The sequence below is a fragment of the Nocardioides sp. CER19 genome, from assembly GCF_029846275.1.
Taxonomy (GTDB): domain Bacteria; phylum Actinomycetota; class Actinomycetes; order Propionibacteriales; family Nocardioidaceae; genus Nocardioides.
Map to the genome: position 1 here is coordinate 1,030,971 of NZ_JARVWS010000002.1, position 18,322 is coordinate 1,049,292.

The 18,322-nt window shown below is 72.0% G+C and carries 18 protein-coding genes; 11 read left to right on the forward strand and 7 right to left on the reverse strand.

Going from position 1 to position 18,322, the window contains the following annotated elements:
• Nucleotides 1–34: 34 nt before the first annotated feature.
• Together QDS12_RS13475 and QDS12_RS13480 are read left to right on the forward strand one after the other, a co-directional pair.
• Nucleotides 35–820: a ParA family protein gene (locus QDS12_RS13475; RefSeq protein ID WP_279879584.1), complete on the forward strand. Its 786-nt coding sequence runs from the start codon at nucleotides 35–37 to the stop codon at nucleotides 818–820.
• A complete protein-coding gene (locus QDS12_RS13480) occupies nucleotides 820–1,509 on the forward strand; it encodes a L,D-transpeptidase (RefSeq protein WP_279879585.1) in 690 nt (229 codons plus the stop codon). Before QDS12_RS13475 ends, QDS12_RS13480 begins: the two co-directional genes overlap by 1 nt.
• A gap of 93 nt (nucleotides 1,510–1,602) precedes the next feature.
• Here the strand turns inward: QDS12_RS13480 and QDS12_RS13485 are convergent, their stop codons facing one another.
• Nucleotides 1,603–3,102: a DEAD/DEAH box helicase gene (locus QDS12_RS13485; RefSeq protein ID WP_279879586.1), complete on the reverse strand. Its 1,500-nt coding sequence runs from the start codon at nucleotides 3,100–3,102 to the stop codon at nucleotides 1,603–1,605.
• A gap of 165 nt (nucleotides 3,103–3,267) precedes the next feature.
• Between QDS12_RS13485 and QDS12_RS13490 the strand changes: the two genes are divergently transcribed.
• Nucleotides 3,268–3,960, forward strand: a complete 693-nt coding sequence (locus QDS12_RS13490) for a ferritin-like fold-containing protein (RefSeq protein ID WP_279879587.1) — start codon at nucleotides 3,268–3,270, stop codon at nucleotides 3,958–3,960.
• Nucleotides 3,961–4,044: 84 nt separating this feature from the next.
• Here QDS12_RS13490 and QDS12_RS13495 read toward each other — a convergent pair whose 3' ends face one another.
• The 3 genes from QDS12_RS13495 to QDS12_RS13505 all read right to left on the reverse strand — a co-directional run bounded on the left by QDS12_RS13495 (nucleotide 4,045) and on the right by QDS12_RS13505 (nucleotide 5,356).
• Nucleotides 4,045–4,368, reverse strand: coding sequence for a hypothetical protein (locus tag QDS12_RS13495; RefSeq protein WP_279879588.1), 324 nt, complete (start codon nucleotides 4,366–4,368; stop codon nucleotides 4,045–4,047).
• A 107-nt stretch (nucleotides 4,369–4,475) separates the two neighbouring features.
• Nucleotides 4,476–4,697 carry a DUF3107 domain-containing protein gene (locus QDS12_RS13500; RefSeq protein WP_279879589.1) on the reverse strand — a complete coding sequence of 74 codons (222 nt, stop codon included), beginning with the start codon at nucleotides 4,695–4,697 and terminating at the stop codon, nucleotides 4,476–4,478.
• A 23-nt stretch (nucleotides 4,698–4,720) separates the two neighbouring features.
• Nucleotides 4,721–5,356, reverse strand: a complete 636-nt coding sequence (locus QDS12_RS13505) for a TetR/AcrR family transcriptional regulator (RefSeq protein WP_279879590.1) — start codon at nucleotides 5,354–5,356, stop codon at nucleotides 4,721–4,723.
• 166 nt (nucleotides 5,357–5,522) lie between these two features.
• On the opposite strand from QDS12_RS13505, the gene moeZ reads away from it, so the two are divergent.
• Both moeZ and QDS12_RS13515 read left to right on the forward strand, forming a co-directional pair.
• Complete coding sequence (gene moeZ / locus QDS12_RS13510; protein ID WP_279879591.1) at nucleotides 5,523–6,770, forward strand: adenylyltransferase/sulfurtransferase MoeZ; 1,248 nt, start codon at nucleotides 5,523–5,525, stop codon at nucleotides 6,768–6,770.
• 285 nt (nucleotides 6,771–7,055) lie between these two features.
• Nucleotides 7,056–7,376, forward strand: a complete 321-nt coding sequence (locus tag QDS12_RS13515; RefSeq protein WP_279879592.1) for an MGMT family protein — start codon at nucleotides 7,056–7,058, stop codon at nucleotides 7,374–7,376.
• 13 nt (nucleotides 7,377–7,389) lie between these two features.
• Here QDS12_RS13515 and QDS12_RS13520 read toward each other — a convergent pair whose 3' ends face one another.
• The 3 genes from QDS12_RS13520 to QDS12_RS13530 are packed head-to-tail and all read right to left on the reverse strand — an operon-like array spanning nucleotide 7,390 to nucleotide 10,960.
• A complete protein-coding gene (locus tag QDS12_RS13520) occupies nucleotides 7,390–8,781 on the reverse strand; it encodes a DUF1116 domain-containing protein (RefSeq protein ID WP_279879593.1) in 1,392 nt (463 codons plus the stop codon).
• Nucleotides 8,778–10,241 carry an FdrA family protein gene (locus QDS12_RS13525; RefSeq protein ID WP_279879594.1) on the reverse strand — a complete coding sequence of 488 codons (1,464 nt, stop codon included), beginning with the start codon at nucleotides 10,239–10,241 and terminating at the stop codon, nucleotides 8,778–8,780. Before QDS12_RS13525 ends, QDS12_RS13520 begins: the two co-directional genes overlap by 4 nt.
• On the reverse strand, nucleotides 10,238–10,960 hold the full coding sequence (locus tag QDS12_RS13530; protein WP_279879595.1) for a DUF2877 domain-containing protein: 723 nt from the start codon (nucleotides 10,958–10,960) through the stop codon (nucleotides 10,238–10,240). The genes QDS12_RS13525 and QDS12_RS13530 overlap by 4 nt, the downstream gene beginning before the upstream one ends.
• Before the next feature lie 96 nt (nucleotides 10,961–11,056).
• On the opposite strand from QDS12_RS13530, the gene QDS12_RS13535 reads away from it, so the two are divergent.
• The 6 genes from QDS12_RS13535 to QDS12_RS13560 all read left to right on the forward strand — a co-directional run bounded on the left by QDS12_RS13535 (nucleotide 11,057) and on the right by QDS12_RS13560 (nucleotide 18,263).
• A complete protein-coding gene (locus QDS12_RS13535; protein WP_279879596.1) occupies nucleotides 11,057–12,331 on the forward strand; it encodes a helix-turn-helix domain-containing protein in 1,275 nt (424 codons plus the stop codon).
• Nucleotides 12,332–12,507: 176 nt separating this feature from the next.
• The gene (locus QDS12_RS13540) at nucleotides 12,508–13,902 is read left to right on the forward strand and encodes a solute carrier family 23 protein (protein WP_279879598.1); all 1,395 of its coding nucleotides are present in this window, start codon (nucleotides 12,508–12,510) and stop codon (nucleotides 13,900–13,902) included.
• Entirely contained in the window at nucleotides 13,899–14,732 is an 834-nt protein-coding gene (locus QDS12_RS13545) for an FAD binding domain-containing protein (protein WP_279879599.1), read from the forward strand. The genes QDS12_RS13540 and QDS12_RS13545 overlap by 4 nt, the downstream gene beginning before the upstream one ends.
• On the forward strand, nucleotides 14,729–15,226 hold the full coding sequence (locus tag QDS12_RS13550) for a 2Fe-2S iron-sulfur cluster-binding protein (protein ID WP_279879600.1): 498 nt from the start codon (nucleotides 14,729–14,731) through the stop codon (nucleotides 15,224–15,226). The genes QDS12_RS13545 and QDS12_RS13550 overlap by 4 nt, the downstream gene beginning before the upstream one ends.
• Nucleotides 15,223–17,637: an aerobic carbon-monoxide dehydrogenase large subunit gene (gene cutA / locus QDS12_RS13555; protein WP_279879601.1), complete on the forward strand. Its 2,415-nt coding sequence runs from the start codon at nucleotides 15,223–15,225 to the stop codon at nucleotides 17,635–17,637. The genes QDS12_RS13550 and cutA overlap by 4 nt, the downstream gene beginning before the upstream one ends.
• Complete coding sequence (locus QDS12_RS13560) at nucleotides 17,634–18,263, forward strand: carbon monoxide dehydrogenase subunit G (protein WP_279879603.1); 630 nt, start codon at nucleotides 17,634–17,636, stop codon at nucleotides 18,261–18,263. Before cutA ends, QDS12_RS13560 begins: the two co-directional genes overlap by 4 nt.
• The last annotated feature ends 59 nt before the right edge of the window (nucleotides 18,264–18,322 follow it).

Here is an 18,322-nt window from a genome sequence, read left to right on the forward strand (position 1 = left end):
CTACCGGCCGGTCGCATCGTGCATGATGGCTCCGATGACCACCACGCTCGCGGTCGCCAACCAGAAGGGCGGCGTCGCCAAGACCACGTCCGTGGCGTCGATCGGCGCCGCGCTGGCCGAGCTCGGCCAGAAGGTTCTCCTCGTCGACCTCGACCCGCAGGCATGCCTGACGTTCTCGCTCGGGATCGACCCCGAGGACCTCGAGCTGTCGATCCACCAGGTCCTGACCAAGGGCATCGCCGTCGAGGAGGTCATCCTCGAGACCGACGACGGCGTCGACCTGCTGCCGGCCACCATCGACCTGGCGCGTGCTGAGGCGGACCTGCTCACCCGGACCGGCCGGGAGCAGGCGATCCGGGCCGCGCTGGAGGACGTCACGGACTACGACTGGGTGTTGCTCGACTGCCCGCCGTCACTGGGCGTGCTCACGGTCGCCGCGCTCACCGCCGCTGACGGGGTGCTCGTCCCGCTCCAGTGCGAGACCCTCTCGCACCGCGGGGTCGGCCAGCTGCTCGACACGGTCCACGACGTACGCCGCTTCACCAACAAGGGTCTCGAGGTCTGGGGCGTGCTCCCGACGCTCTACGACGGTCGCACCACCCATGCCCGCACGGTGCTCGAGACGATCTCGGAGACCTACGACCTCGACGTCGTGGAGCCCCCGATCCCGAAGACCATCAAGTTCGCCGAGGCGCCGGCCGCGGGCCGGTCCATCCTGTCGACGTCGCGCTCGAGCAAGGGCGCCCGGGCCTACCGCGAGGTGGCCGCCCACCTGATCGCCCGGAGCTCCCGCCCCAGCGACAGGGGCGCACGCGGCTGATGGCAGGCACGCGGCATCGGGCTGCGCGGCACCGCTCCGGCGTGGCCGTGCGCTGGGGTCGCCTCCTCGCCGGCGTCGCGTCGGCAACGGTGACAGCGGTGGCCGTGCTCGCCGGCACCGGTGTCGTTGGAACCGCGCCCGCGGAGGTCGGCGCCGCCGTGGCAGAGTCGACCGACGGGGGAGATCCGGGCGACGCGGGCGATCCGAGCGATCCGAGCGACGCGGCGCCCGACAGCGCCGCCGTCGACCTCACGGCCGCGGCCTCGGTGGCGCCCGACCCGAAGGCGCTGCCTGCTGACAGCGGGAGCGGCAAGCGGATCGTGTTCGACCAGAGCGCGCAGCGCGTCTGGCTGGTCGGACGCGACGGCGAGGTGACCCGCACCTACCTCGGCTCGGGCAGCGTCGTCGCCAACCTCCAGCCCGGCACCTACTCCGTCTACTCCAAGTCCCGGTGGGCCGTCGGCGTGGACGACTCGGGCGTCATGCAGTACTTCGTCCGCTTCACGAAGGGCCCCGGCGGCGCGGCCATCGGCTTCCACACCATTCCGACCAAGCAGGGCGTCCCGCTCCAGACCATGAAGCAGCTGGGCACGCCGCAGTCCCACGGCTGCATCCGGCAGAGGACCAAGGACGCGATCGCGCTCTGGGACTTCGCACCGGTCGGCACGCCGGTCGTCGTCGTGGCCTGAGGTCCTCAGGACCCGAGAAGCACCGGAGCCCTCGGCCGGCCGGATCGGTTCCGGGACGGCCGAGGGCTCCGATGTGCGTACGACGAGCGCTGGTCAGCTCTCGCTGGCGGTGGCCGCGTTGGACTCGGCCGTGCGCGAGCCCGAGGACCGACGGCGACGGCGGCGGTTGCGCGAGGCCGGCGCGGCCTCGCCCTCCGAGCCGTCGCCGGACGGTGCCGTCGACTCGGCGGCGGACTCGCCGCCCTGGACGACCTCGCCACCGCGCGAGCGGGTGCGGTTGCGGTTCCGGCTGCGCGGCGCGCGCTCGGAGCGCTCACCGTCACGACCACCGTCACGACCACCGTCACGACCCGCCTCGCGGGGCTTGCGCTCGACCGGCGCGGCGGCCTTGATGCGGCCCTTCGTGCCCTTCGGGATCCCCATCTCGTGGAGGAAGTGCTCGGAGGAGGAGTAGGTCTCCACCGGCTCGTCGAACGGCAGGTCGAGCGCCTTGTTGATCATCTTCCACTTGTGGATGTCGGCCCAGTCGACCAGCGTCACGGCGATGCCGGAGGCGCCGGCGCGACCGGTGCGGCCGATCCGGTGGACGTAGGTCTTCTCGTCGTCCGGGGTCGTGTAGTTGATGACGTGCGAGACGCCGGTGACGTCGATGCCGCGGGCGGCCACGTCGGTCGCGACGAGGATCTGCACCTTGCCGTCGCGGAAGCGCTGCATCGCCTTCTCGCGAGCGGGCTGGGCCATGTCGCCGTGCAGCGGCGCAGCCGGGAAGCCCCGGTCGGCCAGGTCGTCGGCGACACGCTGCGCCTGCCGCTTGGTGCGGGCGAAGACGACGACCTTGTCGACGTCCTCGGCCTGGAGGATGCGGCCGATCATCTCGGGCTTGTCGAGGTCGTGCGCCTGGTAGACGAACTGCGCGGTCGTCGGCACCGTGGCGTTCTCGTACGACGACTCGGCGCGGATGTTCATGGGGTGCCGCATGTAGGTACGGGCCAGCGCCACGATCGGGCCCGGCATCGTGGCCGAGAAGAGCATGGTCTGCCGGGTCTCCGGGGTGAGCCGGATCAGCCGCTGGATGTCCTCGAGGAACCCGAGGTCGAGCATCTCGTCGGCCTCGTCGAGGACGAGGGCGTGCACGTGGGAGAGGTCGAGGACCCGGCGGTTGGCGAGGTCGATGAGACGACCGGGCGTCCCGACGACGATGTCGACGCCGGCCTCGAGGGCCTCGATCTGCGGCTCGTAGCCGGCGCCGCCGTAGACGGTGAGGACGCGCAGTCCGCGGTCCGCGGAGGCGAGGGCGAGGTCGCCGGAGACCTGGAGCGCGAGCTCGCGGGTCGGGGCGACCACGAGCGCCTGCGGCTTGCCCGCGGGCAGCTCGGCGTAGTCGGGGTCCTTGGGGGAGACGCTGCGCTGGATTAGCGGGATGCCGAAGGCGAGCGTCTTGCCGGTGCCCGTGCGGGCCTGACCGATGAGGTCGGTGCCCAGGAGGGCGACGGAGAGGGTCATCTCCTGGATGGCGAACGGGGTGGTGATGTCCTTGCGCTCGAGCGCGTCACAAATCTCGGGGTGCACCCCGAGCTCACGGAAGGTAGTCATGTTTCGCTTTCTTGTGCCCGGCGTCGCGCCGGGTGCTGGGTCCGTGCGGCGGAGGCACTCACAGCAAGAAGCGATCAGCGCTGCGCCGCGCACATACTCGGCCGCGCCGGCGCGGGCGCCGCGCAGCCCATCAATCGAACGCCATTCTATCGGTAGGGTGAGCCCGTGACTGCATCGGTGGACCCCGTCGCGTTCTCGGACCCCGTCTACCGCGAGGCGGTCATCGACCTGCTGGCCGCGGTCGGCTACGGCGAGGTGAGCGCCTTCGAGCGGCTGGCCGAGGACGCGAAGCTGGCGCCCACCCTCGAGGACAAGGTCGCCATGGGGACGTTCGCGTCCCAGCAGCTCGGCAAGGTGCAGCTGATCTGCGCCCGGCTCTCCGAGCTCGGCGCCGACCCGTTCGACAAGATGGAGGCGTTCCGGGGAGGGTTCGAGTCGTTCCACGCCCACACCGCGCCGAGCGACTGGTGGGAGGGACTCGTCAAGGCGTATGTCGGCGACGGACTGGCCAACGACTTCTACCGCGAGATCGCCGCGTTCCTCGACCCGGAGACCCGCGACCTGCTGCTGACCTCCCTGGAGGACACCGGGCACGCCGAGTTCGTCGTCGACCGGGTCCGCGCCGGCATCCAGGCCGACCCGAAGCTCGCCGGGCGGCTGGCCCTGTGGGGTCGCCGCCTGATGGGCGAGGCGCTGACCGAGGCGCAGCGGGTCGCCGCCGACCGGGACGCCCTCTCGGCGCTGCTCGCGGGCGGCATCGACATGCCCGGGCTCGACCTGGCCGCGATCGGCCGGATGTTCGCCCGGCTCACCGAGCGTCACGTGGAGCGGATGACCGGCCTCGGCCTGGAGCACTGACCGCGACGACGTACGGCACGGCGACACCACGACGGCCGGGGCCTGCGCCCCGGCCGTCGTCGCTGGTGTGCTGCTGTGGCCGCGTCAGACGCGGTGCCCCCGCCCGGACCGCCCGGTGACGAACGAGGCAGCCATCACCGCCAGCGCGGCCACGACGATCTGCCAGACGTGCCGCCACCAGTCGATGCCCTTGGTGGTGTTGTCCCAGCCGTAGTCGGGGTTGCCCTTGACGTTGCTGGCAACGCCGAACAGCCCGTAGTAGAGGAGGCTGCCGACGATCATGCCGATGATGCCGCAGACCACGGTCAGCCAGAACGGGATGTTGTCGCGGTCTCCGGGAGCGAGGAACTTCCCGAGCAGGCCGATGATCACTCCTCCGACGAGGGTGACGATGATCGTCCAGAGCATGGCGCTTCCCTTTCGTGGTGGCCAGAGGGGCGGACGTCCCTCCCGCCGATCATCCACCTCGGGGAGCGCGTTTGCACCGACCCACGCGGGTGGGTCGGTGCTGCGTGTCAGCTGCGGAAGCCGACGTGCCCGACCGTGCCGCTGCCGAGCTCGAGGTAGGCGATCTTCTCGGCCGGGATGAAGACCTTGCGACCCTTGGTGTCGGTCAGGGTGAGCAGGCCGCCGGCGGCGAGTGCGTCGCTGACCTGCTTCTCGACGGACTCGGGCGTCTCGTCGGTCTCGAGGACCAGCTCGCGCGAGGCGTGCTGGACGCCGATCTTGACCTCCACGGGAACTCCTTCGGGGGGTTGGTTCATTGCTCGTCGGTCTTGGGGTAGCCGGCGATGCCACGCCAGGCGAGGCCGCCCACGAAGGTAGCCGCCTCGTCCTTGTTCATGCGTCGCTGGCTGTCGAGCCAGAACCGCGAGGAGACCTGCGCCATTCCCACCAGGCTGACGGCGAGCAGCAGCGCAGCCGGCTCGGGGAGGTGCGTGTCGGCCGCGATGACGGCCGCGATCGCCTCGGAGCACTCGTTGGTGACCCGGTCGACCTGCTCGCGCACGGCCGGCTCGTTGGTGAGGTCGGACTCGAAGATGAGGCGATAGGCGCCCGACTCGCTGGCGACGTAGTCGTAGAACGCGTGGACGGTCCGCTCGACGCGGTCCCTGTTGTCCTGCGTGGAGTCCAGCGCCTCGCGGACCTTGCCGATCATCGCGTCGCAGGACTGCTCCAGCAGCGCGAGGTAGAGCTCGAGCTTGCCGGGGAAGTGCTGGTAGAGCACCGGCTTGGAAACGCCCGCCTTGTCGGCGATGTCGTCCATCGCGGCGGCGTGGTAGCCCTGAGCGACGAAGACCTCCAGGGCGGAGTCGAGCAGTTGGGCGCGGCGCTCGCGGCGCGGCATGCGACCCCCGCGCGGGCGGGCGGTCTCGAGGTCGTACTCCGTCGTCACGCCGCGAGCGTACTCCCGAGTCACTTACGTCCGGGCCATCGGATCCCACTTCCGTCCGGATGACGGGATGAGGTCCTGGGGGTCCGGGCGGGGAAGGGAACATGGACGACGGTGCTCGTGTTGCACCGAGGAACGTCCGACCGACCTAGACGAAAGGGAGACCGTCGTGTCCTTCCCAGCGCTCGTGGAGCCCGCCGACGAGCTCACGATCGACGAGGTACGCCGCTACAGCCGGCACCTGATCATCCCTGACGTCGGGATGGCCGGCCAGAAGCGCCTCAAGAACGCCAAGGTCCTGGTCATCGGCGCCGGCGGCCTCGGCAGCCCGGCGCTGCTCTACCTGGCCGCGGCCGGTGTCGGTACGATCGGCATCGTCGAGTTCGACGAGGTCGACGAGTCGAACCTGCAGCGCCAGATCATCCACGGCCAGTCCGACATCGGCCGGAAGAAGGGCGAGTCGGCGCGGGACTCCATCAAGGAGGCCAACCCGTACGTCGAGGTGGTGCTGCACCCCGAGCGACTCGAGAACGACAACGTCTTCAGCGTGTTCGAGGGCTACGACCTGATCATCGACGGGACCGACAACTTCGCGACCCGCTACATGGTCAACGACGCGGCGTACTTCCTCGGCATCCCCTACGTCTGGGGCTCGATCTACCGCTTCGACGGCCAGGCGTCGGTGTTCGCGGCCGGTCTGCGCAACAGCAAGGACCCGGAGCTCGCCGCGGCCGCCGCTGACGCGCCGTGCTACCGCTGCCTCTACCCCGAGCCGCCCCCGCCGGGCATGGTGCCGTCCTGCGCCGAGGGCGGCGTGCTGGGCGTCCTGTGCGCCAGCATCGGCTCGATCCAGGTCAACGAGGGCCTCAAGCTGCTCACCGGCATCGGCGACCCGCTGGTCGGCCAGCTGATGATCTACGACGCCCTCGAGATGTCCTACCGCAAGCTGAAGGTCCGCAAGGACCCCCACTGCGCGCTGTGCGGTGATGCACCGACCGTCGACAGCCTCATCGACTACGAGGCGTTCTGCGGTGCCGTGTCGCAGGAGGCGGCCGACGCGGCCGTCGGGTCGACGATCTCCGTCGTCCAGCTCGAGCACATGCTCAAGGAGCGCGAGGAGGGCAGCCGCGACTTCGTCCTCGTCGACGTGCGCGAGCCCAACGAGTTCGAGATCAACCGGATCCCTGGCTCGGTCCTCATCCCCAAGGGCGAGTTCCTCAACGGCAACGCGATCGGGCAGCTCCAGGAGCTCACCGGCGACGGCGCCAAGCAGGTCGTCCTGCACTGCAAGAGCGGCGTCCGCTCCGCCGAGGCGCTGGCCGTCGCGAAGGGTGCCGGCTACTCCGACGCCGTGCACGTCGGCGGTGGCGTGGTGGCCTGGGTCAACCAGATCGACCCGTCGCAGCCGTCCTACTGACGCTCCGCCTCCGACCGCCCGTCGGTCGAGCCTGTCGAGACACCGCCCGTCCGGGGATCACCCGGGCGGGCGGTCGTCGTGGTGACGACGCCGCCGACCAGGGCTGGTCGCACCCGCTCCACACGCTGACCCCGAGCATCCCGGGTGGCTCCGGGTCGGGTTCCATGTCGCCGGGCGGCAGGGCGGTCGGCGTACTGTCCACGCTCGGTCTGGCATCAGCGGCTTGGCGCTGGTCAACAGGACGGAGCCGTTCCACTCGGTGCTCTGACCGCTACCCTCGGCCGGGTGGACCTGGGCCCGGTCGAGCTGACCGACTACGACGACGCCGTGCTGTCGATCGTCGAGCGGGTGCCCCGCGGTCGGGTGACGACCTACGGCGCCATCGCGGACGCCCTCCACGACGTGTTCGGCGGAGGGCCCCGCGCGGCCGCCCGGGTCATGTCCCAGCACGGCTCGAACGTGGCCTGGTGGCGGTGCATCCGCTCCGACGGCACGCTCCCGGCCTGGCTGCTCGACGAGGCCCGTCAGGCGTGGCTCGAGGAGGGTACGCCGCTGCGGCCCTCCGGCGCGGTGGACGTCGGACGGGCGTTGTGGGTGCCCAGCTGACGGTGACAAGTGGCTACAGGTGGTCCCCCCGCCCCCGCGCCAGCTCGGCGAGGCGGGCGAGCGCGGCCGGGAAGACCTCGGCCGGGGGGGTGACCAGCCCGGCGCCGACCTGGCCCGTGCCGGCGACCTTGCCGGCCATGCCGGTGTTGATCTGGGGCAGGATGCCGGTCCGGCACACCCGGGTCACGTCGATGCCGGTCGGGACGCCCTGGAACTCGAGCACCGGGATGCTCCAGCGCGGGTTCTCGCCCAGCGTGATCTCGTGCATCCGCCGCGTCGCGGCCAGGGCGTCAGGGACGCTGCCGCCGACGAGTCGCACGATCGCCGGTGCGGTCGCCATGGCGAAGCCGCCGATGCCGGCGGTCTCGGTGATGGCGGAGTCGCCGATGTCGGGATTCGCGTCGTCGGGACCGTAGTCGCCGAGGAACAGCCCCTCCGGCACCTGCGCCGGCCCGGTGAACCACTCGTCGCCGGTCCCCGAGACCTGGATGCCGAAGTCGGTGCCGTTGCGCGCCATCGCGACGACCATCGTGCTGCCCGGGATGTCGCGAGCGGCGTCGAGCGCGAGCTTGCACGCCGGCATGGCGAGGTTGAGGAAGAAGTGATCGTTGCCGCCGACGAACCGGAACACCTCCGCCAGGTCGGCCGCGTCGACGCCGCTCGTCGCCAGCGCTGGGGAGAGGTCGCGCAGCAGCATCAGCGTGCCGGCGCGGTTGCGGTTGTGCGCCTCGTCGCCCATCTGGAGCATCTGCGTGAGGATGCCGGTCACGTCGGTCTCCCCGGCGGTCGCGCGAGCGGCGCGCTGCAGGGTCGGGCCGAGCACGTCGCGCATCCAGCGCAGGCGGGTGAGCACGGTGTCGTCGTAGGCGCCGTAGCGCAGGACCTTGCCCAGCCCCTCGTTGAGGGAGCAGAACGTACGCCGGCCGCTGGCCGCGTCCTCCAGCACGAACATCCACATCGACGGCGAGACGACGCCCGCCATCGGCCCGACCGCGTGGTGGTGATGGCAGGGGTCGAGCGTGAACGAGCCGCTCTCGAAGAGCGCCGGCGCGTCCTCGGGATCGTCGACCAGGCCCTCGAACGCCGCGGCCGCCATCAGTCCGCCGCGGAGCGGACCGGACGCGCGGTCCCAGGTGATGGGCGGGCCGGCGTGGAGGAACTGGCCACGCTCGAGCCCGAGCACCTCGGCCGCAGGAGCGACGTCGACCAACCGCGCGGTGACGCCGAGGAAGGCCTCGAGCGCCCGCCGGTTGGCCTCTGACCGCAGCGGGTCGGTGGCGACCGTCGCGAGGTCGGCCGCCGTGCCGGGCATCGGCGGACGCCAGTCGACCCGGCCGACGGGGACGGCCTGGTCCTCGACGGCGGTGGCGAGCAGGTCGATCCCCGAGGTCACGACGGTGGTCATCGACGGGCCTCCAGCAGCTCGAGCGCGCGGCGGGTGGCGCCGGCGTTGGACAGGTGGACCTCGGCGCCGGCATGGGCCAGCGCGCGGGCCTGGCGGTGCAGGTCCTGGGGGTCGCCGGCGGTGCCGACCAGCGTGACGACCACCGGCTGGGGCACGTCGGCCAGGGCCGGCGCCAGCGTGGCGGCCGGATCCGCGTCGGCGCCGTGGCCGAGCACGACGTCGAGCAGGATCACGGCGGTCGTCCGGTCGGCGGCGGCGCGGGCCAGGTGGTCCAGCCGCAGGGTCGGGTCGATCATCGGGTGCGCCCGGCCGACCGTGAGCGTGTCGTCGCCGAAGTCGACGAACGTGTGGGCGTCCGCGGTCAGGCCGGCCGGCAGCGCCTGGTCGGGGGAGAGCGGGATGTTGGAGCGGACCGGGCCGAGCGCCTCCGTAGCGATCAGCATCGCCTCGTCGCACAGCGTGCCGCCGACGAAGAGGCCGCGCAGCCAGCGCCCCGACGGCGCCGGGTGAGCCAGACCGTGCACCGGCCAGTCGGGCACCGGCACGCCGAGGCGGGCGAGCACCTCCTCGGCGGCGGCGGTGAGGTCCGGCGCGCCCGGGCCGAGCAGGGCGGTCGCGACGGGCGTGGCGAGCGTGTCGGCGTACGACGTGATCGCGGCCGCGACCTCGGGGGCCGGTGGCTTCGAGAGGAGCACGATGAGCTCGACCGCGCGCTCGCCGTCGAGCCGCCGCAGCGCCTCCCGGGTCGACAGGCCGCCGACGCCGGCCGACAGGTCGCGGCCGCCGACGCCCAGGGCCGACGCCACGCCGACGCCGGCGTGGTCGAGGAGCGCGAGGAGCTGCTGGGTGCCGGTCCCGGAGGCGGCGACGATGCCGACGGGACCGGGTTCGACGACGTTGGCGAAGCCCAGCCCCAGTCCGCCGACGACGGCCGTGCCGCAGTCGGGGCCCATCACCAGCGACCCGCGCTCGGCCGCGAGGCGCTTGAGCGCCACCTCCTGCTCGAGCGGCATGTTGTCGCTGAAGACCATGACGTCGCGCCCGGCCTCGACCGCGTCCATCGCCTCGAGGACGGCGAGGTCGCCGGGGACGGAGACGAGGGCGATCGCATCGGGGGTGCGCCGCAGCGCCGCGGCGGTCGTCCGCGGTGGCGCCAGCTCCCCGGAGCCGGCGCCGGCGTCGGGACGTCGGCTCGCCTGGGCGAGCAGCGCGTCGATCCCGGCCAGGGTGTCGGCGACGCCGTCGGCGGACTCGAGCCGGAAGGCGATGACGAGGTCGTTGGGGCTGACGTCGCGCTCGACGGGCAGGCCCATGCCGGCCAGGACGTCGAGGTTGAGCGGGGTCGCCATCGCGACCTGGGCGGCGAGCACCCCGGGGAGCTGCTGGGCCTGGCGACTCACCTGCAGCAGCGTCACCGAGTCGGCGTACGCGCCCGACCGGACGTCGACGTGGGTGATCATGCCGCCACCGCGAGCTCGCTCAGCGCCTGCCGGGCGCCGGTGAGCAGGCCGCGCCCCGACGTGTGCCCGATCGCCGCGACCGTCGCCGCCGCCGCGGGCTCGGCCGGCGTGCCGAGCGCCGCCACCCACGCCGCGAACTCGGGCAGCACCTCGCCGTGCATCGCGCAGTCGAGCAGGGTCGCCGACAGCAGCGTGGTGCGGTAGAGGAGGGACCGCGCGGCCGCGTCCATGACGGGGGTGGCGACGCCGGCCGCGCGGTGGATCGCGAGCCAGCCGCACAGCACGTCGTCGCCGTACGGCGTCAGGCCGTCGCCGGCGCCGACCAGTCCATCCGCCCACGCCGCATGGTCGGGCGCGGGAGCGTCCGCCGGCCGCTCGGCACGGGGCAGGAGCCTCAGCGCCGGCACGGCGACGTCGACGACCCGGCCGATCCGGAGGGGGACGCCGTCGAGGTGGAGGACGCCGCCCTCGATGGCGGCCCGGTCGCCGACGATGCCGGCGAGGCTCGGCGTCTGCAGTGCGCACGGCACCTGGGCGGCCTCGGCGTCGACGACGCCGACGCACCAGGCCGCCTGTCCTGAGCCTGTCGAAGGGCCGAGCTCGAGGTAGATCGAGTGAGGGCCGCGGTGCAGGACACGGACCGGGCCGTCGGTGGCCCGCGCCAGTCGGTCGCGCACGCGGCGAGATGCGGCCGCAGGCAGCCGGGTCGGCGGGTTCACCTCCCCGACGCTAGCGGCGAGTCTTAGGGTGTGCCGATGTGAGGTTCTGACAACGATCCGCGAGGACCGTTGCAGATGTTGATAGGGAGAGCACCCGTGACGAGCCAGCTGACCGACCAAGACAGCGCGATCGAGGCGCTGGCCCGGATCGACGCCCTGCACCGGGCGCTGACGCAGATCGTGCTCGAGGACGGCACCCTGGACAACATCGCCGCCGAGGTGGCGCGCGTGCTCGACCTCGCGGTGCTGGTCACCTCGACGGACGGACGCGAGCGTGCGGCCGCGGTGACGATCGACCACCGCGCGGTGCTCGACGAGCACGACCTCGTCGACCCCACGGGCCGGATCCGGGTCGAGCGGCTCGGCGGCCAGAGCGTCCCCCTCCCGGGCGGCGAGGCACGCAGCCAGCGCGTCGCCGCGGGTGGCTCCGACCTGGCCCGCCTGATCGCGGTCAAGCTGACCGGCCCGATCTCCGAGAACGACGTGCACGCCCTCGAGCGGGCTGCCGCGGTGGCCGCGCTGCTCATCACCCGGCAGGAGGCGATCACGGCCGTCGAGAACAAGTACCAGGGCGACTTCCTCCGCGACCTGTTCCTGCACCGCACCGGCGGGCCCAACAGCGACGAGTACGTCGCCGAGCACGCCGCGACCTTCGGGTGGGACCTCGACCGGCCGATGGTCGTGCTCTGCGCCGAGGTCGACCCGCTGGGGGCGGATGCCGCGCCGGTCTCCCGGCTGGTCAGGCGGCAGTGGCAGGAGCGATTCGCCGCCGCGTGGCGCCAGGTCACCCGCGGGCTCGACGCCACGATCCCGACCGTCGACTTCTCCTCCGAGGTGGTCGTCCTGCTGCCCGTGCCCGACGACGCCGACGGCGCCCACGACGTCGTCCGGCGCGCGGTCACCGCCGTCGCCGGCGACAAGGGTGGCGGCCGTCGGCCGTTCAGCGTCGGGGTGAGCCGCCTGGCGACCAGCCTCGACGACCTGCCGGAGGCCTACGCCCAGGCGCAGCGCGCGGTCGAGGTCGGCCGGCGGGTGCACGGCAGCGGCTCGACGACGTTCTTCGACAGCCTCGGCCTGCACCGACTCATCGCGCTCATCCCCGACCAGTCCGAGCTGCGGTCGTTCGCGCACGACGTGCTCGGCCCGCTGGCGGACGACTCGACCGAGGCGGCCGACCTGCGCCGCACCCTCCAGGTCCTGCTCGACACCAACTTCAACGTGGCGGAGGCGGCGCGCAGCCAGTTCTTCCACTACAACACGATGCGCTACCGCGTCTCCAAGCTCGAGCGGCTGCTCGGCCCGCTGTCCGCGGATCCGCACCTCCGCCTCGACGTCGCGGTGGCCCTGCGCGTCCTGGAGATCACCGGCTGATCACTCGCTCGTCACGGCCGTGTTGCGCGGGCCGTCCTGCTGGCGACACCTCACAACTGCTGCCACGGGATCTGGTGAGCCTTCATCAGGTGTCGCCGTCGAGGCGCCATGATCTGCGTCACTAGTTTGAGCAGATCCGCCTCGACCATCTCGAGGCATCAGAGAAGGGCACAGCGATGTCATCGTTGTTCACGTGGAAAGTCGTCGATCCGGCGCCGGGTGAGCCCGTCGCTCCGGACGAGCGACTGAGCTGGGGGAAGACCGTCGGGCTGGGCGCCCAGCACGTCGTCGCCATGTTCGGTGCGACGTTCGTCTTCCCGGTCGTCATGGGGCTCGACCCCAACCTGGCCATCTTCTTCTCGGGTGTCTGCACGATCCTGTTCCTGCTCGTCTGCCAGAACAAGGTGCCGAGCTACCTCGGCACCAGCGCCTCGTTCGTGGCAGGCGTCGCGGCGATCCGCGCCCAGGGCGGCGACTCGGCCGACGTCACCGGCGGCATCTTGATCTCCGGTGTCGTGCTGGCCGTCGTCGGCGTGCTGATCCACTTCCTCGGCGCGGGATTCCTCCACAAGCTGCTCCCGCCGGCCGTCACCGGCGCTGTGGTCATGCTCATCGGCTTCAACCTGGCTCCCGTGGTGGCCGGCATCTACTGGCCGCAGGACCAGTGGGTCGCCCTGCTCACCTCGGCCTTCATGGTCGTCGCGGCCGTGCTGCTCCCCGGCTTCTGGGGCCGCATCGCGGTCTTCCTCGCCCTGATCTTCGGCTACGTGCTCTCCTGGCTCTGCGACCTGATCTTCGGTCAGATCCACTCGATCACCGGCTCGAGCAACGGCAAGCTCATCGACCACGACCGCGTCGACTGGTCCCGCGTGGGCGACGCCAAGTGGTTCGGCTTCCCGAGCGGCAAGCTGGCCGACGGCGTGAGCGTGGTCCACAGCCCCAGCTTCAGCCTCACGTTCATCCTGCTCGTGCTGCCCGGCGTGATCGCGCTGATCGCGGAGAACACCGGCCACGTCAAGGCGGTCGCCGAGATGACCGGCCGTGACCTCGACCCCTACATGGGTCGCGCGATCGCTGCCGACGGTGCGGCGACGGCTCTGGCCAGCGCCTTCGGCGGCAGCCCGACCACGACGTACGCCGAGAACATCGGCGTCATGAGCGCGACCAAGGTCTACTCCACCGCTGCCTACTACGTGGCCGCGGCCGTCGCGATCCTGCTGGGACTCTGCCCGAAGTTCGGCCAGATCGTCAGCGCGACCCCCGGCGGTGTCCTCGGCGGCATCACTGTCGTGCTCTACGGCATGATCGGCCTCGTCGGCGCGAAGATCTGGGTCGAGAACGGCGTCGACTTCGGCAAGCCCATCAACATGGTCGGCCTGGCCGCGGGCATCATCGCCGGCATCGGCGGCGTGACGCTCAAGATCACCAACGACTTCTCGCTGTCCGGCATCGCCCTCGGCACCATCCTGGTCCTCGTCTACTACCACGCGGTCAACCGAGGCCGTGACGACGACCGCAGGTCCGACCGTCGGTCCGACCGCGGCGCGGACGAGGTGACGAAGGCCCTGTGAAGCCTGCGCCCTTCCGCTACCACCGCCCGGCCACGCCCGCCGAGGCGTGGGAGACGCTGGCGGCGGACCCGGGCGCGAAGGTGCTGGCGGGCGGGCAGAGCCTCGTCCCGCTGCTCTCGATGCGGCTGGCCTCGCCACCGGCGTTGGTGGACATCAACGCCGTGGCGGGGCTGGACGCGATCGAGATCCGGGACGACGGGGTGCACGTCGGTGCCCTGGTCCGGCACGCCGACCTGCTCGCCTCGCCCGAGGCCGGCAAGGTGCAGCCGTTGCTGGCCCGGGCGCTGGTTCACGTCGCCCATCCGACGATCCGCAACAGGGGTACGTCGGTCGGCTCGCTGGTCCACGCCGACAGCGCCGCCGAGCTGCCCGCCGTGCTCGCCCTGCTGGGCGGCTCGGTGGTGGCCGGGTCGGTGCGAGGGACGCGCACCGTCCCGGCCGAGCAGCTCTTCGTCGGGCCGCTCGAGTCGTCGCTCCGACCCGACGAGCTCGCGCTCGGCGCGGTCTTCCCGGCCCTGCCGGAGGGTGCCGGGGTGGCATTCGGCGAGGTGGCCCGCCGGCACGGCGACTACGCACTGTGTGGGGTCGCGGCGCTCGTGCACGGCGACACCGTCAAGGCGTCGTACCTCTCGGTCAGCGACGTGCCCACCGTCGTCGACCTCACCGGCGTACCGGAGGAGGAGCTCGGGGACGTCGCGCTCCAGCACCTCGACCCGGTCGGCGACATCCACGCGACCGCTGACTACCGGGCGCAGCTCGTCCGGGTGCTGACGAAGAAGGTCGTGCGACAGGCACGCCTCGACAGGCTCGACGACCGGGAGGCGCGATGACCGAGGAGCTCCACCAGGTGACCCTGTCGGTCAACGGCGTGGCCCACGAGGTGACCGTGCCGGCCCGGCGGCTGCTGTCCGACGCGCTGCGCCACGATCTCGGGCTCACCGGGACCCACGTCGGCTGCGAGCACGGCGTCTGCGGCGCCTGCACCGTCCTGCTCGACGGCCGGCCGACCCGCGCCTGCCTGATGTTCGCCGTCACCGCCCAGGGCGCCGCGATCACCACCGTCGAGGGCCTCGCCGAGCCGGACGGGTCGCTCGGCCCGGTCCAGCAGGCGTTCGCCGAGTGCCACGGGCTGCAGTGCGGATTCTGCACGCCCGGCTTCCTGACCACGATCACCGCCGGGCTGCGCGACAACCCCACGCCCACCCACGAGGAGGCGCGCGAGATGGTGTCCGGCAACCTGTGCCGCTGCACCGGCTACCAGAACATCGTCAAGGCGGTGGAGCGGGCGGCAGAGCTCGGCCGGACCGCGAAGGACGCGTCATGACCACGAAGCTGATGGGCCAGAAGGTCCAGCGCACCGAGGACCAGCGCTTCCTCCGCGGTCAGGGCCGGTACGCCGACGACGTCGCCGTCTCGCCCGACACGCTGCACTGCGCGGTGCTGCGCAGCCCGCACGCCCACGCGCGGATCGTCGACATCGACGTCTCAGGGGTGCTCGACGTCGACGGCGTGCACGCGGTGTGGACCCACGACGACCTCGAGGGGGCGATGGCCGAGCCGTTGCCGCTGCTCATCCCGCACCCCGCGCTCACCGAGGGGCGCACGCAGTACGCCCTCGCGAAGGACGAGGTCAACTACGTCGGCGAGGCGATCGCGTTCGTCGTCGCCGCCGACCGCTACCTGGCCGAGGACGCCGTCTCCCGCATCGAGGTGACCTACGACTTCCTGCCGCCGGTCGTCGGCATCGACGCGGCCCGGGCCGCGACGAACCTCGTCCACCCGGACGTGCCGGGCAACGTCGCCGCACGGATGGAGCAGAGCACCGGCGACGTCGACGCGGCGATGCGGAAGGCGCCGCACACGCTGGCCCTCGACCTCACCGTCGAGCGGTCGGCCTGCACACCGCTCGAGGGCCGGGGCACGGTCGCGCGGTGGGACCCGGACACCAACCGGCTGCAGGTCTGGACGTCGACGCAGACGTCGACCGGCGTACGCGCCGTGGTCGCGGCCAAGCTCGGCCTCGACCTCGGACAGGTCGACGTGGTCACGCCGGACGTCGGCGGCGGCTTCGGCGTCAAGATCAACCACCCGTGGCCCGAGGAGCTGCTCGTGCCGCTGGCCGCGATGACGCTCGGCCGGACGGTGAAGTTCACCGAGGACCGCCGCGAGCACTTCATCTCCAGCGCCCACGAGCGCGGCCAGGTGCAGCACATCGAGGTCGGCTTCGACGACGACGGCCGGCTGCTCGCGCTCGACGTGCAGTTCTGGCACGACCACGGCGCCTACATCCCCTACGGGCTGATCGTCCCCATCATCACCTCCACCCAGCTCCTGGGTCCCTACAAGCCGCGCGCCTACCGGGTCGTCTTCGAGTCGCTCTACACCAACACGGTCATGGTCACGCCCTACCGCGGCGCCGGCCGTCCCCAGGGCTGCTACGCCATGGAGCGGACCATGGACGCGATCGCCGAGTTCCTCGGCCGCGACCGCACCGAGGTGCGCGCGGCCAATTTCATCCAGCCCGACGAGTTCCCCTACGACCAGGGGCTGATCTTCCAGGACGGCCGCGAGCTCGAGTACGACTCGGGCGACTACCCGGCCATGCTGGAGAAGGCCAAGGCGCTCATCGGCTGGGACGAGTTCCCGGCGTTCCGCGACGAGATGGCGGCCGAGGGCCGCCGGGTCGGGATCGGGCTGGCCTGCTACGTCGAGGGCACGGGTGTCGGTCCCTACGAGGGCGCCCACGTCCACATCGAGACGTCCGGCAAGGTCAAGGTCGCCACCGGCCTCACCACCCAGGGCCAGGGGCACCAGACCGTGTTCGCGCAGCTGGTGGCCGACACGCTCGGCTGCCGCTTCGAGGACGTGGAGGTGGTCACCGGCGACACCCGCCGGATGCCGTACGCCGTCGGCACCTTCGCCTCGCGCGCCGCCGTCATGTCCGGCTCGGCGATCCACCTGGCCGCGCTGCGAGCGCGCGAGAAGGTGCTGCGCATCGCCGCGGACGCGCTCGAGGCGGCCGAGGACGACCTCGAGATCAACGACGGCGTCGTCTCGGTGAAGGGCGCCCCCCTCGACGGCGGCGCCGCCATCGACCTCGGCACGGTCGCGGTGCTGTCCAACCCGCTGCGCTACGCGTTCGACGAGAAGTCGCGGATCGCCACCCAGTTCTCCGTCGGCGACCCCGGCAAGCCGCCGGTCGCCGACGACGACGAGCCCGGCCTCGAGGGCAAGGACTTCTACTCGCCCGAGCGGGCCACGTTCGCGTCGGGCATGCACGCGGTGATCGTCGAGACCGATCCCGACACCGCCGAGATCACGATCCTCAAGTACGCCGTCGTCCACGACTGCGGGCGGCTCATCAACCCGATGATCGTCGAGGGGCAGATCCACGGCGGCGTGGCCCAGGGCATCGGGGGAGCGCTCTACGAGCGGATGGCCTACGACGAGTCCGGCCAGCTGCTCAACGCGTCGTTCATGGACTTCCTCATGCCCTACGTCACCGAAATGCCCGACGGCATCGACATCGACCACCTCGAGACGCCCTCGCCCCTCAACCCGCTCGGCATCAAGGGCGCCGGCGAGGCCGGCGTCATCCCGTCGGCCGCCGTCTTCGCCTCCGCGATCTCCGACGCCGAGGGCTTCCCGATCACGGCGATGCCGATCTCACCCTCCGAACTGTTCGCCCTCCGCCGCTCGCTGGTCGAGCCCGTCGAGACCGAGGACCCCTCATGAAGATCTCCGGATCCGTCACCGTCCCGCACCCCGTCGACGCGGTCTGGGACGCGATCCTCGACCCCGCCGTCCTCGTCCGCACGATCCCGGGGTGCTCCCGCCTGGAGACCGTCGGGGAGAACTCCTACGCGATGACCGTCACCGCCGGCGTGGCCGCCATCAAGGGCGCCTACGACGGCACCGCCGTGCTCTCCGACCTCGAGCCCGGCAAGTCGCTGCTCATGCGCCTGACCGGTGCCGGTGCGCCGGGCACGATCGACGCGACCGTCGGCGTCACCTTCGCGGAGGCTGACGGCGGGACCGAGGTCTCCTACGACGCCGACGCGATCGTCGGCGGCATGGTCGGCGGGGTCGGCCAGCGGATGCTCACGAGCGTCTCGAAGCGGATGGCGGGGGAGTTCTTCACACGGGTCGGAGACGCGATCGGTGGTCTCGAGACCGCCTCACCCAGCGACACCGCACCGAGCCCGGTCGAGCGTGCCGAGACCCGGCCGGCTCCCGGCACCGTCTTCACCGCGCCCGCCAGGCAGGGCGACCGCGACGAGTTCATGAAGGGCATCGCCGTGGGCGCGGGGCTGGTCCTCCTCGGCGTCGTCGCGGGCCGTCTGTTCGGCCGCGGCCGCTGACCCGTCTATCCCCGTTGACCGGCCCGTCAGGCGGGGGTTGTCTGTGAGGACGACCACCA